Source organism: Pseudarthrobacter sp. ATCC 49987 (assembly GCF_009928425.1).
Classification (GTDB): Bacteria; Actinomycetota; Actinomycetes; order Actinomycetales; family Micrococcaceae; genus Arthrobacter.
This window is the reverse complement of sequence record NZ_JAABNS010000001.1, coordinates 2116843-2133840: the sequence shown is the minus strand read 5'-3', so window position 1 is coordinate 2133840 and position 16998 is coordinate 2116843. Positions and strand designations below refer to the sequence as shown.

Annotated in this window: 10 protein-coding genes and 1 pseudogene; 5 read left to right on the top strand and 6 right to left on the bottom strand. The window is 67.6% G+C overall.

Annotation, left to right across the window (positions count from 1 at the left end; genetic code table 11):
• Positions 1-42 precede the first annotated feature (42 nt).
• Positions 43-3600: a S41 family peptidase gene (locus GXK59_RS10055; protein ID WP_160666435.1), complete on the top strand. Its 3558-nt coding sequence runs from the start codon at positions 43-45 to the stop codon at positions 3598-3600.
• A 115-nt stretch (positions 3601-3715) separates the two neighbouring features.
• Here the strand turns inward: GXK59_RS10055 and GXK59_RS10050 are convergent, their stop codons facing one another.
• Positions 3716-4795: an IS110 family transposase gene (locus GXK59_RS10050; RefSeq protein ID WP_160666433.1), complete on the bottom strand. Its 1080-nt coding sequence runs from the start codon at positions 4793-4795 to the stop codon at positions 3716-3718.
• A gap of 568 nt (positions 4796-5363) precedes the next feature.
• Here GXK59_RS10050 and GXK59_RS10045 point away from each other — a divergent pair.
• Positions 5364-6544 (top strand): annotated as a pseudogene (locus GXK59_RS10045) (IS30 family transposase).
• Between the two features lie 79 nt (positions 6545-6623).
• Here the strand turns inward: GXK59_RS10045 and GXK59_RS10040 are convergent.
• From GXK59_RS10040 to GXK59_RS10020, 5 genes are all read right to left on the bottom strand, one after another.
• Entirely contained in the window at positions 6624-7052 is a 429-nt protein-coding gene (locus GXK59_RS10040; RefSeq protein WP_160666431.1) for an OsmC family protein, read from the bottom strand.
• A 202-nt stretch (positions 7053-7254) separates the two neighbouring features.
• Positions 7255-7605, bottom strand: coding sequence for a hypothetical protein (locus GXK59_RS10035; protein WP_160666429.1), 351 nt, complete (start codon positions 7603-7605; stop codon positions 7255-7257).
• Positions 7606-7693: 88 nt separating this feature from the next.
• Positions 7694-9451: a 2-oxoglutarate dehydrogenase, E2 component, dihydrolipoamide succinyltransferase gene (sucB, locus tag GXK59_RS10030; RefSeq protein ID WP_160666427.1), complete on the bottom strand. Its 1758-nt coding sequence runs from the start codon at positions 9449-9451 to the stop codon at positions 7694-7696.
• 125 nt (positions 9452-9576) lie between these two features.
• The gene (lpdA, locus tag GXK59_RS10025; protein ID WP_160666425.1) at positions 9577-10962 is read right to left on the bottom strand and encodes a dihydrolipoyl dehydrogenase; all 1386 of its coding nucleotides are present in this window, start codon (positions 10960-10962) and stop codon (positions 9577-9579) included.
• A gap of 269 nt (positions 10963-11231) precedes the next feature.
• Positions 11232-12758, bottom strand: a complete 1527-nt coding sequence (locus GXK59_RS10020) for a leucyl aminopeptidase (protein WP_160666423.1) — start codon at positions 12756-12758, stop codon at positions 11232-11234.
• 308 nt (positions 12759-13066) lie between these two features.
• Between GXK59_RS10020 and GXK59_RS10015 the strand changes: the two genes are divergently transcribed.
• The 3 genes from GXK59_RS10015 to GXK59_RS10005 all read left to right on the top strand — a co-directional run bounded on the left by GXK59_RS10015 (position 13067) and on the right by GXK59_RS10005 (position 16713).
• Positions 13067-14005, top strand: coding sequence for a proteasome assembly chaperone family protein (locus GXK59_RS10015; RefSeq protein ID WP_160666421.1), 939 nt, complete (start codon positions 13067-13069; stop codon positions 14003-14005).
• A gap of 35 nt (positions 14006-14040) precedes the next feature.
• Positions 14041-15372: an MFS transporter gene (locus GXK59_RS10010; RefSeq protein WP_160666419.1), complete on the top strand. Its 1332-nt coding sequence runs from the start codon at positions 14041-14043 to the stop codon at positions 15370-15372.
• A 75-nt stretch (positions 15373-15447) separates the two neighbouring features.
• Positions 15448-16713 (top strand): DUF4192 family protein, encoded by a 1266-nt coding sequence (locus GXK59_RS10005; protein ID WP_160666417.1) that lies wholly within the window; start codon positions 15448-15450, stop codon positions 16711-16713.
• Positions 16714-16998: the final 285 nt, after the last annotated feature.

Sequence of the window (16998 nt, the reverse complement as noted above, 5' to 3'; positions counted from 1 at the left end):
CACCTCCCGGGCGGGACGGCCGGTCTTGACTATGATCGAACGATGACCTCTTCGAGTTACTTCCGTTTCCCGCATCTGCACGGCGATCTGGTCACTTTCGTGGCCGAGGACGACGTCTGGATTGCGCCCCTCGGCGGGGGCCGCGCCTGGCGCGTTTCCTCGCTGCAGCTGCCCGCCCGCAACCCCCGCTTCACGCCGGACGGCAAGCGGCTGGTGTGGACGGTCGTCCAGGGAACGTCCCCGGAAGTTGTCACCGCGGAGGTCGACGGCGGCGGCTACCGCCAGTTGAGCTACTTCGGCCACGCCACTACCAGGGTCAAGGGCTTCACCCCCGACGGCGACGTCCTGGTCACCAGCGCCTTCCGCCAGGCCGACAGCCGGCACACCCACGCCTACAGCCTGCCCGTCACGGGCGGTTGGGCCACTGAACTCCCGCTGGGACCGGTGGAATCCGTCGCGTTCGGGCCGGTCGTCGGCGACGAGCGCCCCGTGGTCCTCGCCAGCGTGCTCTCGCGGGAGCCGGCATGGTGGAAGCGCTACCGGGGTGGGGCCGCCGGCAAGCTGTGGATCGACGCCGACGGAAACGGCGAATTCGAACGCCTCGCCGCCGAGCTGGACGGCAACCTGACCGACCCCATGTGGGTCGACGGCCGGATCGCCTTCCTGTCCGACCACGAGGGCTACGGCAACCTGTACTCTGTGCTGCCCAACGGTTCCGATCTGCGCCGCCACACGGACCACGAGGACTTCTACGTCCGGCACGCCGCCACCGACGGCCGGCGCGTCGTCTTCGAATCGGCCGGTGAGCTGTGGCTGCTGCCGGACCTCGGCGCGGACGCCGTCAAACTCGGGATCTCCCTGGGATCCGCCTCCCAGGCCCGCCGCGCCGCGCCGCTGAAGCCGTCACGGCATCTGGGCGACGTGGTTCCGGACCGCACCGGCGGCTCCAGCGCCGTGGAGGCCCACGGCACCCTGCACTGGCTGCGGCACAAGGACGGTCCCTCGCGCGTCCTGGAAGCCACCCCCGGCGTCCGGGCACGCCTGCCCCGCCCCTTCGGCGCGGGCCGGATCGCCTACGTTGCCGACCACGACGGCGTCGAAGCCCTGTACCTGAAGGCAATCGCGGCGCCCCTCGGCGTCGGAGCGCAGTATTCCCCGGCCGTCCCGGCGCCGCAGAATCCAGCCCTGCCAGGCGCGGATTCCGACGCCGGCACATCCCTGCCCAGGCCCGTCCCGGCTGCGTCCTTTATCCGGGGTGACGCCGTGGCCGCGGTCCCGGCACCATCCGCGGCGGGAACCGGCCGCACGGCCACCGTTGACGCCACCGCCGAATCCACCGTCGACGCCGCAGACACCGCCGGGCCGGCGGAGGGAAATGCCCCGGCGCAGCACGGCGCGTCCCCCGAGCTGACCCGGATCGATTTTCCCAGGCCGTCGCGGGCCAGCGCCATCGAGGCCAGCCCGGACGGCAACTGGCTGGCCGTCGGCACCGCATTCGGTGACATCTACCTCGCCGACACCCGGACCGGCACGCTGTCCCTCGTGAGCAGCATCGGCGAGGGCAGCATCGAAGGCTTCAGCTGGTCCCCGGACTCGGCCTGGCTCGGCTGGTCCGAGCCGGTCACCTCCTTCGGCTCCCGCAGCCGGCTGCGCCTCACCGCGGTCGACGACGCCGCAGCGGAGGGGACGCGCACCATCATCGACGTCACCGACGGCCGCTTCCGGGACGAATCGCCGTCGTTCACCCCCGACGGCAAGTACCTCGCCTTCCTCTCCAACCGCAGCTTCGACCCGGTCTACGACGGGCACTCCTTCGACCTGTCTTTCCCGAGCCCGATCAAGCCTTATCTCGTCGCCCTCGCCGCGGACACCCCCTCGCCGTTCGGCCCGGGTGTTGACCTGCCCGAGGACGCCGACGCCGCAGCCACTTCTGCCACTGACGCCGCGGACGGCACAGTGAAGGACCCGGTTCCCGCGGTCCGGGTCGATGCCGAAGGCCTCGCGCACCGGGTCATCAGCGTGCCCGTGCCGCAGGGAAACTACTCCGCCCTCACCGCCACTGCCGGGGCGCTGCTCTGGCTCGACAGCGAGCTCTCCGGGGTCACCGGCGAGGGCCGCGCCAGCCTCGAGGACAAAAACGCTGCACCCTCCCTTGTCCGTTTCGACCTGGCCCGGCGCAAAACCAGCACCATCGTGGACGCCGCCGACAGCTACCGGCTCTCCGGCGACGGCGAAAAGGTCGTGGTCCTGCACGACAAGCAGATCCGCGTCTCGCCCGCCAACGCGAAGGCTGACGAGGAGTCCGGCCAGCTGGTCAAGGTGGACCTCAGCCGCATCCGCGTGCAGCTCGACCCGCTCAGCGTCTGGGGCCAGGCCTTCGATGAAGCCTGGCGGCTCCAGCGCGACTTCTTCTGGACGGAGGACATGGCCGGGCAGGACTGGGATTCGGTGCACGCCCGCTACCGTCCGATTGTGGACCGCCTGGGCTCGCATGACGACCTCGTGGACCTGCTCTGGGAGCTCCACGGCGAGCTGGGCACCTCGCATGCCTACGTCCGTCCGGCCGCCGTCACCGAGAACGGCAGCAACGGCCAGGGCCGGCTCGGCGCCGACCTTGCGTTCACGGGCGGGGGCTGGGAGATCACCCGGATCCTCGCGGGGGAGTCCTCCGACCCGCTCGCCACCTCGCCGCTGACCCGCCCGGGCGCTGATGCGAAACCCGGCGACGTGCTGCTGGCGATCGACGGCGTGGAACTCACCGAAGCGCGCACCCCCGCCATGCAACTGGTCGGCGCCGCGGGACGCGCCGTCGAGCTCACCCTGTGCAACGGCGCCGGGCACGGAAGCCAGGCCGGGCAGCAGCGCCGGGTCGCCGTGGTCCCGGTCCGCGACGAGGAGCGGCTGCGGTACCAGGAATGGGTGGCCGCCAACCGCCGGACGGTCCGGCAGGCCTCGCAGGGAACCTTCGGGTACCTGCACATCCCCGACATGATGGCCAACGGCTGGGCCCAGCTCCACCGCGACCTCGACACCGAAACAGCCCTCGACGGACTGATCGTCGACGTCCGCCGCAACCGGGGAGGGCACACCTCCCAGCTCGTCGCGGAACTCATCGGCCGCAAGGTCACCGGCTGGAGCATGCCGCGCGGGGAGAAGCCGCGGACCTATCCGCACCACGCACCGCGCGGTCCCGTCATCATCCTGACCGACGAATTCGCCGGCTCCGACGGCGACATCATCACCCAGGTCTCCAAACTGCGGGGGATCGGCCCGGTCATCGGCACCCGGACCTGGGGCGGCGTCGTGGGCATCGACAACCGCTTCGCCCTCGCTGACGGGACCGGCGTGACGCAGCCGCGCTACGCCACCTGGTTCTCCGGAGGCGTGGGGTGGGGTGTCGAGAACTTCGGCGTTGCCCCCGACATCGAAGTCACCTTCCCGCCGCACGCCTACGCCGCCGGCACCGACCCGCAGCTGGAATACGGCATTGGAGCGCTCAAGGAAATGATCCAGGAGCTGCCCACCGACCGGCCGCCGCTGCGCGAGGGCTACCGCCGCGTGAAGCCGGCACCGCTGCCGGCCCGCCAGGCCGGACACTAGGCCCGGATCCGGACACGAGTCCGGGCGGCCGCCCGGACTCGTGTCCGCGCGACGGCGAAGGCCCCCGTCCCCTGACCATCAGCTTGGGTTCTAGCGGTCGACTCTTCTATGTCTGTCAAGCCGCGTTTATCGCTATTGCCGCCGCGCTGAGCGTGCGGTAGATGCGGCGGGCCAGGTAGCGTTTGGTGCAACGACGAATTTCCTTGTCCGTACGACCCTCGGCGCGTCGCTTTGCCACGTACTGGCGGGTTTCGCCATCATGGGTCATCCTGACGACCGCGACCATGTGCAAGGCGCTGTTCAGGGACCGGTCACCGCCCCGGTTCAAGCGGTGGCGGACAGTGTTCCCGGAGGACGCGGGGATCGGATTTACCCCGGCCAGGGAGGCAAATGCTGCCTCGTTGCGGACTCTGCCTTCGTGCGACCACGCGGCGAGGCACTTCGCGGCGCTGATCGCCCTGAACCCCGTCTCCTCCAGCAAGGGTGCGGCATCGCTGACCTTCACCAGCTCGTCCAGCTGGTTCTCGTTGGCCGTGAGTTGCTCATCCAGCGCCAGGACGTGTTTGGCCAGCCGCACGGCCTCAGCACGGGCGATGGACAAGGCGAGCTCTTCCTCGCGGGAACGCCACTTTGAGACCTCGGTGATCTGGGCGCCTGTGAGCTTCTGGCGGGCATCGATGCCCAGGTCATTGCCCCGCACCAGGGCGTTGAGCGCGTTGACCGACCGGGTCCGGTCCTTGCTCATGGACCCCCGCGCTGTGACCAGGATCCGCACGCCCTGGCGGACCCCGTCATGAAGGCGTGGTCGGCGCAGCTTGTCCACCGGCAGGGGCAGAACGGCCATGGCGATCTGGTGGGCGTCCAGGGCATCGGACTTGCCCACGCCACGGCGCTTCTTGGCATCCATGCGCGGCGCTTCGGCGACTGGGAATCCGTGGGTTGCCACGGTGCCGGCGAGGATCGCTCCGTAGGATGCGGCTCCTTCGATGACCCAGAGGGTGTCTGCGTCGGCGTTGGTGCGGCGTGCGATCCATTTAATGGCCCGGTTGATCCCGGCTGTGGTGGTGGGGAATGACTGCGTATCCAGTAGTGCGCCGTTGGTGGCGTCGAGGATGGCGTAAACATGGTTTCGGGCGTGCGTGTCGACACCCACGACAAATGGATGGGCATGCGCGACGATAGACATGGCGGTCATTCCTACCTTCCTCTTCACGGATGTGGTCATGGCCGTCACCGGCCAGCGCCAGTCCGGGTAGAGGTCACCAAAGGAACAGCACTGTGATGGGTCACGCCCCGCAAGGGGTGGACAATCTTCTGATCAAGCTACCGAGGTGGGCCGGACAGGTGCCGGCCGGACCACCCCGATGGACGGACAAGTCGATCGAATGACACCTGGGGGTCAGTCGCAACAGGAGTCACGTCCACGGGATGGAACGGCCGATATCTATCCTGCCAGCCAGTCCCAGACCAGCTACAACCAATACTCACAGTCGCAACACCCAGAATTTTTGGGAGTTGCAACGACCGTGTCGTCTTTAACGGGAGAACCTCGAACCAACAGGAAGTACGCACAGGAGCAGAAGGATGAGTTCTTCGTCGTGTTCGACCGGCTCAAGAGCACGGGGGCGGCGGCCAGGGAGCTGGGATTGAGCCCCGATACGTGCGCCGGCTGGGTGCGTAAAGCCGGACTGAAGAGCCATGGTAAACCGGGGGCGCGCCCCCACCGGGGCCGGGATGAGTACTTCCGGTTACGCAAGGCCGGCTTGAGTCGGCGGGAGGCGGCCGCAGCGGTCAGCGTGCATACCAGGACCGCGGCGGAGTGGGACCTGGGGATTCGTAAGTCAGGCGGCCGACGCATTTACGCTGATGGGCGGGTGGTCGATTACAAACGTGGTGTGACCACTATGACCTCGCCGGCCCTCGCCCCACCGACAGCGGCTCTCGAGAAACTCATCGACCCGCGATTTCTTAGCGTGCAGGAGCGGGAGATGATCCGGGACCTGAAAGCCTCGGGTTCGTCGATGCGGGCGATCGCCAGCGCGCTTGGCCGTTCGGCTTCAACGATCAGCCGCGAGCTGGGCCGAAATGCCGATGCCCTGTTGGGCTATCTGCCCCACGGGGCGCAGCGGAAGGCCGCTGCCCGGCGGGCACGACCCAAAACCGCCAAGCTCGCTGGCGAGTCGGACCTGCGCGACTATGTGAGGCCAAGCTGCTCATACGCTGGTCTCCGGAGCAGATCAGCCACACCCTGGTCAAAAAGTTCCCCGACCAACCGGAGATGCGTGTGAGTCCAGAGACGATTTATCAAGCCCTCTACGTCCAGGCCAGAGGCGGACTCAAACGCGAAATACAGGCCGCGCTGCGCACAGGCCGGACCCGCCGGAAACACCACCAGAGCGGGGAACAGCGCACCTCCCGGTTGGTGGATCCGATGGTCATGATCTCCGAGCGTCCACCCGAGATCGAGGACCGCGCAGTACCCGGCCATTGGGAGGGGGATCTCATCACCGGCGCCTACAACCAGTCCGCGATCGGAACCCTGGTCGAACGCACCACCCGCTACGTGATGCTCGTCCACCTGCCAAATGACCACACCGCCGAAACCGTCCGGGACGGGCTCATCAACACCATCTCTGCCCTGCCGGCACATCTGCGAGGCTCTCTGACCTGGGACCAGGGCGCGGAAATGGCCGCCCACAAGACCTTCACCCTGGCCACCGAAATGCAGGTTTACTTCTGCGACCCAGCCAGCCCCTGGCAGCGCGGTTCGAACGAGAACACCAACGGGCTGCTGCGCCAGTACTTCCCCAAAAGCACCGACCTGTCCGCCTACGGACCTGAAGACCTCGAACACGTCGCCCAGGAGCTCAACGGCCGCCCACGCAAAACGCTCGGCTGGGATACCCCAGCCGAGCGTCTACGTGATCTACTACTAACCACCTAACCACCCGGTGTTGCAACGACCCCTAGAAACCGCCCTGACCAGCAGGGAACGGGGGCCTTCGCCGTTGGCGCGTGGGGCGCTAGGAGGCCAGGGTGGCGTCCAGGGTGATCTTGATGCCGGTGAGGGCGGCTGAGACGGGGCAGCCGACCTTGGCTTCCTCAGCGATGCGCTGGAACTCGTCCTCCGTGATCCCCGGGATCCGGGCACTGACGGTCAGGTGGCTGTCCGTGATGCCGGTGCCGGGTACGAAGGTGACATCCGCCTTGGTGTTGACTTCCTCGGGGGTGTGGCCGGCCTGGGCGACGGCGAGGCTGAAGGCCATGGAGAAACAGGCCGAATGTGCCGCGGCGATGAGTTCTTCCGGGCTGGTCTTGCCCTCGGAGGCCTCGGCCCGCGCCTTCCAGGTGACGTCGAAGTTGCCCAGGTCCGAGCTGTCCAGCGTGGTGTTGCCGGCGCCGGTCATCAGGTCGCCGTTCCATACAGTGTGTGCGGTGCGTGTTGCTGCCATGTCCACTCCTCAAGATTGTTGTCGTGCCACGGAACCGGCGCAGCGCCGGATCGTGCCGTGTCCCATCCTAGGGATTCAGCGCCGGCGCCGCACCGGGGTTCCGCTGTCAGTGGATTGTGACCATCCCTTGAACGACGACGGCGACGCTCCCCATGCGGGGTGCGTCGCCGTCGTCGGGCTACGGGACTACAGGCCTACAGGACTACTGCCAGAGGGTGGCGACTGCGATGTTGATAAGTCCCATCCCGCCGACGGCGTGTGCCAGGCCCTTGGGAACGCCCGCACCGGACGTTGCCTTGCGGTACCCGATTACAGCGGCGACCAGCACAACGATGGCGATCACCAGTTTGACGGCGATCTTGCCGTAGTTCAGCGGATCGTGGGTGGCGCCCGCGATCCCTACGAGTGCCAGCCCGGTGACCAGCTGCGCAATGGCGCCGTACAGCTGCACCGGCAGGACCGTGGGCTTCTTGAACGTGGCGAACCAGCCACCGACGATCGCGGCGGCGCCGAGGATGTGCAGGAATACCAGAAGATATTTGAGAATGTCCATGGCTTCAGCTTAGCGACAAACTGTCGGTAAACACTGCAGGGCACCCTCCCTTGCGGGATGGTGCCCTGCAGCTGCCTGATTTCAGGCGCTAAAGGCCCAGGTCCGCTTCGAAGGCGCCTTCTTCAAGGCGTGCCTTCAGCGTCTGCAGGAAGCGTCCCGCGTCCGCACCGTCGACCAGTCGGTGATCGTACGTGAGGGAGAGGTACATCATCGAGCGGATGGCCAGCGAGTCATCGCCGTTCTCGTCGGCCACCACAACGGCGCGCTTGACGATCGCACCGGTGCCGAGGATGGCAACCTGCGGCTGGTTGATGATCGGGGTGTCGAACAGGGCGCCCACGGAACCGATGTTGGTGATGCTGAAGGTTCCGCCGGAGAGCTCGTCCGGTCCGATCTTGCCGTTGCGGGTGCGGTCCGCGACGTCGGCGATCTTGCCGGCCAGGCCGGCCAGGTTCAGGTTGCCGGCGTCGGCGATGACCGGAACCAGCAGACCCTTGTCGGTGTCCACCGCAATCGCCAGGTGCTCGGCGTTGTGGTACGTGATCTCCTGCTTGTCCTCGTCGTAGGACGCGTTGACCTTCGGGTGCTGCTTCAGGGCCTCGGCAACAGCCTTGGCGATGAAGGGCAGGAAGGTCAGCTTGGAGCCGTTCTGGGCCTGGAAGGAGTTCTTGGCCTTGGCACGGAGCTTGGCGACCTTGGTCATGTCGACCTCGTGCACCTGGGTCAGCTGGGTGGAGATGTCCAGCGACTCGCGCATGCGGCGGGCAATGACCTGGCGGATCCGCGGGGCCTTCTGCACGGTGCCGCGCAACGAGGAGAGGTCAGCGGACGGACGCGCGGCCGGAGCAGCGGAAGGGGCTGCCGAAGGTGCGGCGGCCGCGGCGGGGGCCGGGGCTGCCTTGGCTTCTGCTGCTGCCAGCACGTCCTGCTTGCGGATGCGGCCGCCGACGCCGGTGCCGGTCAGGGAGGTGATGTCCACGCCCTGCTGGTTGGCCAGCTTGCGGACAAGCGGCGTAACGTAGCCGGACTCTGCGGACGAGGCTGCCGGGGCAGCAACGGGGGCAGCGGCTTCCTGTGCCGGGGCGGGTGCCTCCTGCTTGGGAGCTTCCTGCTTCGGTGCCTCAGCCGGAGCAGCTTCCTTGGGAGCTTCCTGCTTCGGTGCCGCTGCTTCCTTCGGCGCCTCAGCGGCAGGAGCCGCAGCGGGGGCAGCGGCGCCGGAACCGATCACGGCGAGGACAGAGCCGACCTCGGCCGTTTCGTCCTCGGCGACGCGGATTTCCTGCAGAACGCCGGCAACCGGGGACGGGATCTCGGTGTCAACCTTGTCGGTGGAAACCTCCAGCAGCGGCTCGTCGACCTCGACGGTGTCGCCGATGCTCTTGAGCCAGCGGGTGACGGTGCCTTCGGTGACGCTCTCGCCCAGGGCGGGGAGCGTGACTTCGTGGCCTTCGCCGGCGGGAGCAGCAGCCGGTGCGGCCGGCGCGGCGGGTGCTTCGGCTTCGGGGGCCGGTGCTTCGGCAGCCGCCGGGGACTCGGCAGCCGCCGGGGCCGGTGCTTCCTCGGCCGGGGCTGCGGCGGCGGGGGCTTCGCCCGAGCCGGCGGAGCCGGAACCGTCGCCGATGCGGACCAGAGGTGCGCCAACTTCAGCGGTCTCGTCTTCGGCGACGAGGATTTCCTCGATCACGCCGGCGATCGGAGAGGGGATCTCGGTGTCTACTTTGTCGGTGGAAACCTCGAGCAGCGGCTCGTCCACCTCTACCCGGTCACCTACCTGCTTGAGCCAGCGGGTGACGGTTCCTTCGGTGACACTCTCACCGAGGGCGGGCAAGTTAACGGATTCAGACATGTCGTCCCCGTTCTCCTTATTGATCTTTAGTGCGGATGATTGCTGCCTTGGTCGAGCTTAGTGCACCCGGCATTTCGGGCCGGGTGCACTACGCACGGTGTTCTTGCGGTGGTGCGGCGGAACTGCTAGCCGTGGAGGGCCTTGCCGGCCAGGGCCAGGTGGGCCTCGCCGAGGGACTCGTTCTGCGTCGGGTGGGCGTGGACCAGCTGGGCCACGTCTTCCGGGTAGGCTTCCCAGTTCACGATCAGCTGGGCTTCACCGATCTGCTCGCCCATACGGGAGCCGATCATGTGGACCCCGACGACGGGGCCGTCCTTCTGGCGGACCAGCTTCACGAGGCCGCTGGTGCCCAGGATGGAGCTCTTGCCGTTGCCGGCAAGGTTGTATTCCTGGGTCAGGACCTGGTCGTCACCGAACTTGGCCTTGGCGGCCTTCTCCGTGTAACCGACAGTCGCGATTTCCGGCTCGGAGTAGGTGACCTTGGGGATGTTGACGTCCTCGACGACAACCGGCTTCAGGCCGGCGATTTCCTCGGCGACGAAGATGCCCTGCTGGTATCCGCGGTGGGCCAGCTGGACGCCCGGGACGATGTCGCCGACGGCGTAGACGTTGCCAACGCCGGTGTGCAGGCGTTCGTTGGTGATAACGAAGCCGCGGTCGATGGTCAGGCCGGCTTCCTCGTAGCCAAGGTTGGCCGTGACGGGGCCGCGGCCGACCGCGACGAGCATAAGGTCCGCCTCGAAGGTCTTGCCGTCCACGAGGGTGACCTTGACGCCGTCGGCGTTCTGCTCAACGCCCTGGAAGAAGGTGCCGGTGGAGAACTTGATGCCGCGCTTCTTGAAGGCGCGCTCGAAGGCCTTGACGATCGTCGCGTCCTCGTTCGGGACCAGCGACGGCAGGCCCTCGATGATGGTGACGTCGACGCCGAAGGACTTCCACACTGAAGCGAACTCGACGCCGATCACGCCGCCGCCCAGGATGATCGCGCTCTTGGGGATGAAATCCATGGTGAGGGCTTCGTCGGAGGTGATGACCTTGCCGCCGATTTCCAGGCCCGGCAGCGAGCGGGAGTAGGAGCCGGTCGCGAGGACAATGTTCTTGCCCTTGTACGCGGTGCCGTTCACGACGATGGTGTCGGTGCCCTGGAGCTTGCCTTCGCCCTCGATGACGGTGATGCCCTTTTTGCCCTTGATGAGGCCCTGCAGGCCCTTGAACTTGCCGGCGATGATGCCGTCTTTGTAGGCGTTGACAGCGGTGATGTCGATGCTGTCCAGGGTGACGTTGACGCCGTACTTCGCCGAGTCACGGGCGTGGTCGGCCAGTTCCGCGGAGTGCAGCAGGGCCTTGGTGGGGATACAGCCGTTGTGCAGGCAGGTGCCGCCGAGCTTGCCCTTTTCGATCAGGCCAACCGTGAGGCCAAGCTGAACGGCACGCAGGGCAGTTGCGTAGCCGCCGCTGCCGCCGCCGAGTACCAGGATGTCGAATTCTTGCGCAGTTGCCTGATCGGCCACTAAAACGCTCCCTCGCGTGAACGATGACACGAGAGTACGCATCATCTGGTCTTGGAACTTCCTGCCGTGATTATGCCAGCAGGGCTGTTCCCTTTCATTTGTGACTACCGGAGTTCACCTTAGCGAACCACTAATACATGCTCCACCTTGCCGTGGCGTTTGTGGAGCGCTTGTGTCCAGTCTCACGCGGCCGGTGGCCGGGGCAGCGAAGCCCCGGCCACCGGCTGGCGCGGACGCCTGGACGGTTTTGGTCCTGGACGGTTTTGGTCCTAGGCGGTTTTGGCCAGGATGTCCTCGACGTAGGCCACGAGCGTGCGCACGGTGCAGCCCGTGCCCTGCTTGTGGTTGTAGCCGTAGGGGCTGCCGTTGTTGAAGGACGGGCCGGCAATATCGATGTGGGCCCAGGGGATCTGTTCGCCGTCCTTGCCCTTGCCCACGAATTCGCGCAGGAAAACGGCAGCCGTCATCATGCCGCCATGGCGTTCGCCGATGTTGGCGAGGTCCGCGACCTGCGAGTCGAGGCTGGGGCGCAGCTCTTCAGGCAGCGGCATCGGCCAGACCAGTTCGCCGGCGCGGTCAGCAGCAGCCTTGAGCGGGCCGGTAACGGATTCGGAGCCCATCACGCCGGCCGTGCGGTCGCCGAGGGCGATGAGTTGCGCGCCGGTGAGGGTGGCGACGTCGATGATCGCGTCCGGGTACTCCTGGCTGGCGGCGACGATGCCGTCGGCCATGACCAGGCGGCCCTCGGCGTCGGTGTTCAGGACCTCAACGGTCTTGCCGCCGAACATGGTGAGCACGTCGGCGGGACGCTGCGCGGCACCCGAGGGCATGTTTTCCGCGATGCAGAGCCAGGCGGTCGCCTTGACCGGCAGGCCCAGGCCGGCGAGGGCCAGGACGGTGTTCAGTACGACGGCGGCGCCCGCCATGTCGGACTTCATGTCGCCCATGCCGAGGTGCGGCTTGAGCGAGATGCCGCCGGTGTCGAAGGTGATGCCCTTGCCCACGAGGGCGATCTTGGCGGTGGCCCTGGCGGGGGAGTATTCGACCTTGACAAGGCGCGGCTGCCGGGTGGAGCCCTTGCCGACGCCGAGGATTCCGCCGAAGCCTTCCTTTTCCAGGCGCTTCTCGTCCCACACGGTCACCTTGACCGGCAGGCCCTTGGACAGTTCCTTGGCCGCTTCTGCGAAGGATTCGGGGTAGAGGTGGCTGGGCGGCTGGTTGACCAGCGAGCGGGTCGCGTTGACCGCCTTGCCAATCAGTGCGGCACGGTCCAGCACCGGTTTCAGGGCCTTGTCGGCGGCAAAATCGGTGACAATCACGACGTTGTTGACGGGATCCTTCAGGCCGTCCTTGGCGGAGCGGTATTCGGTGAACGAGTAGGCGCCCATGGCCGCGCCCTCGGCGACGGCCGCGACATCCCCAAGCGACGTCGTCGGGAGGGCCAAAGTGACCGTGCTGACGCCGGCCAGCTGGCGGACCGCCGAGCCGGCGGCGCGGCGCAGCGCCTCCTCGGTGAGCGGCTGCGCCGCGGAGACCTTTCCGACGCCGGCGAGCACGAGGACTTTCGCGCCGGCCTCGCTCAGGCCCGGCAAGCGGTGGGCCTGGTCCGCTGCCCCGGTGATGCCAAGAACACTCAGTGATTCGGCCAGGGCTTCGGCGGCCTTGGCGGTCAGGGGGTTGCTGAGCAGGACGGGACCGTCCGTGCCTTGGCCCACGCCGATGACAAGGGCGTCGCTGGGGGACTTCTTGAGGTCCCCTGCAACTGCACTAAGTTTGACTTCCGTATTCTTGACCACGAGGACAGTCCTCAATTCTCTGAGTTTTTAGGGCAGGAACTGCATGTTTGGCGTCCTGCCATGGAACCTGGGCCGCTGCCGGTTTGAGACGTCACCCAGGTGTCTTCAAGCCGTCATAAGGCCAGCTCCGATCGTAGTCTCTCCCCGGCATGGGTGTTCAATTGAATGAGAGCTGGAGCACACCCCGATGAGGAATGCGCCCGTCCTCCGGCGTGTTATACCCGATATCGGCGCCGCCGCCCGGCAGGGCGCGCCCGGCTGCCCCCGCTGACTACGACCCCCACTGACTACGACGAAAGGAACATGCCGTGCTTGAACGGATTTCCGGCTCCCTGCTGGACCCCGAATCGCTGTACCGGCGTGATGACGCGCTGTTCCGCAGCCCCGAACTGCGCGGTCTGAACCTCGTCATGGGCTTCACCGGATTTGCCGATGCAGGACACGTCGTCAGGCAGATCACCGCCGAACTGCTGGACACGCTGGATTCCACGATGGTGGCCGAGTTCGACGCCGACCAGCTGATCGACTACCGCTCCCGCCGCCCGCAGATCAGTTTCGTCGAGGACCATCTGCAGGACTACCAGGCGCCGCGCCTGGCACTGTACCGGCTGGTGGACGGGCTTGGCAGCCCGTTCCTGTTCCTGGCCGGGTTTGAACCGGACCTGCAATGGGAGCGGTTCGCGCGCGCCGTCGTGGGCATCGTCGAGGACCTGGACGTCAACCTCGTCACGTGGATCCATTCCATCCCCATGCCCGTACCGCACACCCGGCCCGTCGGAGTGACGGTCCACGGCAACCGACCGGACCTCATCGAGGGCATCTCGGTGTGGAAGCCCACCGTCGAGGTGCCCGCCGCCGTCGGCCACCTCCTTGAACTGCGGCTGACGGACGCCGGGCGCAACGTCGCCGGCTACGTGATGCATGTGCCGCACTACCTTGCCGAAGCGGAATACCCGACGGCGGCCGTCGCCGGACTCGAATACCTGGGCGCGGCCACCTCGCTAATGCTGCCCGCCGACCGGCTCCGCGAAGCCGGCCGGGAAGTCGGGCGCCAGATCGCCGAGCAGATTGACGCGTCGGAGGACGTGCAGCAGGTGGTCTCGCGGCTCGAAACCCGGTACGACGAGAACGCCGAAGGCACCGTGCGCCGGTCCCTGCTCGCCGACGAGAACGACCAGCTGCCCAACGCGGATGCCCTCGGTGCCGCCGTCGAGGCCTACCTGGCCCGTGAACAACCCGGCGAATAAATACTATTTTTCTGTCGACTGGGCATAATGGAGGGGTGACTTCACCCCGCGCCTGGCTGATCTGGATCGTCGGGGTCTTCGCGTACCTCGTGGCGGTCAGCCAGCGCACCTCCTTTGGCGTAGTGGGACTGGAGGCCACGGAGCGCTTCCAGGCCAGCGCGGCCGAAATTTCCTTCTTCACCGTCCTGCAGCTCCTCGTCTACGCAGCCCTGCAGATTCCGGTCGGCATCCTCGTGGACAGGTTCGGTTCCCGGGCCATGATCGCCGGCGGCGCCCTCCTGATGGGGCTGGGGCAGCTCCAGCTGGCCTTTGCGGAAAACATCCCGGGAGGCGTGCTGGGCCGGGTGCTGGTCGGTGCCGGGGACGCCATGACCTTCATCTCGGTGATCCGGCTGATCCCGATCTGGTTCGTCCCCACCCGTGTCCCGTTGCTCACCCAGCTCACCGGGATGTCCGGGCAGCTGGGCCAGCTCTTCAGCGTGGTGCCGTTCGCCATGATCCTGCACCTCGCCGGCTGGACCCCCGCGTTCCTGACGCTCGCGGCCATGTCAGCCCTCGCCGTGGTGCTCGTGCTGGTCCTGCTCCAGGACCGGCCACCCGGGCACCCGGCACCGGAACCGTCCCAGGGGCTGCGCGCCACGGGGGTCTCGCTGTCGCGCGCCTGGCGGCAGCCCGGCACCCGGCTGGGCCTCTGGAGCCACTTCACCGTCCAGTTCAGCGGCACCGTCTTCGCCATGACGTGGGGCTACCCGTTCCTGATCTCCGCCCAGGGCCTGGACGGACCCACCGTTTCGGCACTGATGACGCTGTACGTGGCCACGGCCATCGCCGCCGGGCCGCTGATGGGCAGCTTCGTTGCACGCCACCCGCTCCGGCGCTCCACCATGGTGCTGCTGATCTCCGCCGCTACTGCCGTCGCCTGGGCTGCAGTGCTGCTCATCCCGGGACGCTCCCCGCTGTGGCTGCTGGCCGGGCTGGTGGTGGTGCTCGCCATCGGCGGCCCCGGCTCCATGATCGGCTTCGACTTCGCCCGCACTTTTAACCCGGCCCACCGGATCGGCACTGCGACCGGGATCGTGAACGTGGGCGGCTTCATCGCCTCCCTCATTGCCATCTACCTGATCGGCCTGGTCCTTGACGTTCTGCACGCCAGCGGATTCTCACAGGGCGAGCTGTACGGGCTCGATCCGTTCCGGATCGCGCTGAGTGTGCAGTTCGTGCTGCTGGCAGGCGGGGCGGGAGCCATCGTGGTCATCCGCCGGAAAGTCCGGAAGCAGATGGCGGCCCAGGGCGTTGTAGTCCCCCCGCTGCTGGCGGCACTCGCCGAACAGCGCCGACTCAGCGCGGAGCGGCGCCGCACGCCCTGATTCGCGGGCTGCGGGTTGTCCACATAGGATAGTCCGGCACTAACGCGGGCCCCCGGGGGCAGCGAGGCTGGCCTTATGACAGCCCCCGATCACCTGAGAATCACCGGCCCGGAGGACATCCTCGGGTTCATCCCGCATTCCCTGGGCTACTGGCCGGCCCACAGTCTCGTGGCCATGACCATGCAGGGCAAACGGCTCGGAGCCACGCTTCGGGTGGACCTCCCCGGTGACGCCGGCAGCCCCGACTGGTCCGGTTCGGCCGGACCGGCAGGCTTCGCCCGTTCCGTGGCGTCCTACCTCGAGGCCGACGACGTGGCGGATGGCTCGCTGCTGGCCTTCTTTACCGAAGCCGACGGGGACGGCGCGCCGTGGGCCACGCTCCTGGCGGAGCTCGAGAATGCGCTGGCCGACGCCGGCATGCCCGTGCGGGACGCCTGGCTGGTCGGCGCCGACTACTGGCGCAACGCCTATTGCGTGGACCCTTCGTGCTGCGCTCCGCCCGGGCGTCCCGTGGAGGAGATCAGGAACAGCAGGCTCAACGCCGAGATGATCTTCCGCGGCAGTACTGTCGGGCCGGCCCCCGGCACCGAACCGCCCGCGATGGCGTCGGGTGAGCCGGATCCCGCCGTGCTGGAGGCTCAGCGGGACTGGGCACAGCTGTTTTCGGTCCGTACGCGGGACAGGCGCCAGTTCGGCCAGGTCCTGGACGTGTGGACGCGGGTGCTGCACGCCCCGGCGCCGGGCCCCAGACTGACGGCGACGCTCACCGGCTACCTCCGCGCGACCCTGTGCGTCCCGGCCTGGCGCGACGCGGTGCTGGTAATGGCGGCCGCAGGGGCGGAGGCGGCGGAGCGCGGCGCCGAGGACTTCGGGGTGTTCGACGGCGCGGCACCGGATTCCGGATGGGGCGGTTCGCTGCCTGTATCCGGACACTCCGGCCGCCCGCTGGCTCCCTTGCCGCCGCTCGAAGGTTTCCCGCCCCGGGGCCGGGGCCGCCCCGGTCATGAACCTCCGGAGGTGTCCGGCTACGGCGAGGTCCTCCTGGGTCTGGCGCCTCCGCTGCCGGACTGGACCGTGATGGCTTGCCTGGAGCGGGTGCTGGTGCAGCTGGGCGCGGCTGGCGGCGAAGCGGGCGCTGCCGCACTGACCGGGCGGGGCTGGATTGAATGGTGCCGCGGCAAAGGATCGTTCGCCGATGCGCTGTTCAGCCGCGCGGACGAGGAACACCCCGGCTACCGGCTGGCGGAGCTGCTGGCAGAACTGGTCCGCCGCGGGACGCTCTGCGGCTGGGCGGGCCGAAGGGAGGCCGCCTGGCAGCGGTTCGAGCCGGACGTGGCCTGACGCCAAGCCACCGCAGGGCCGGGACAGTGGCGCCATGGTCCCGGCGGCGGATATTGCGGCGCCTGCACCGCGGGTCGGTGCCGATTGCGAAAATCGTGAGACAATGGTTGCCGAGACCCGGTTGGGTCCGTGTATTAAGTGCTCGCAATCGACCTTGGAAACAAGGAACATTACGGTCGCCCCAGGAGTTCTACTTAGTGGCTCTGCTGGTCGTGATTGCACCTGATGTGAAACACGGACTTGACAGGGTCATAGTGGTGTTGCCCGTATGGTGATTCCACAGAC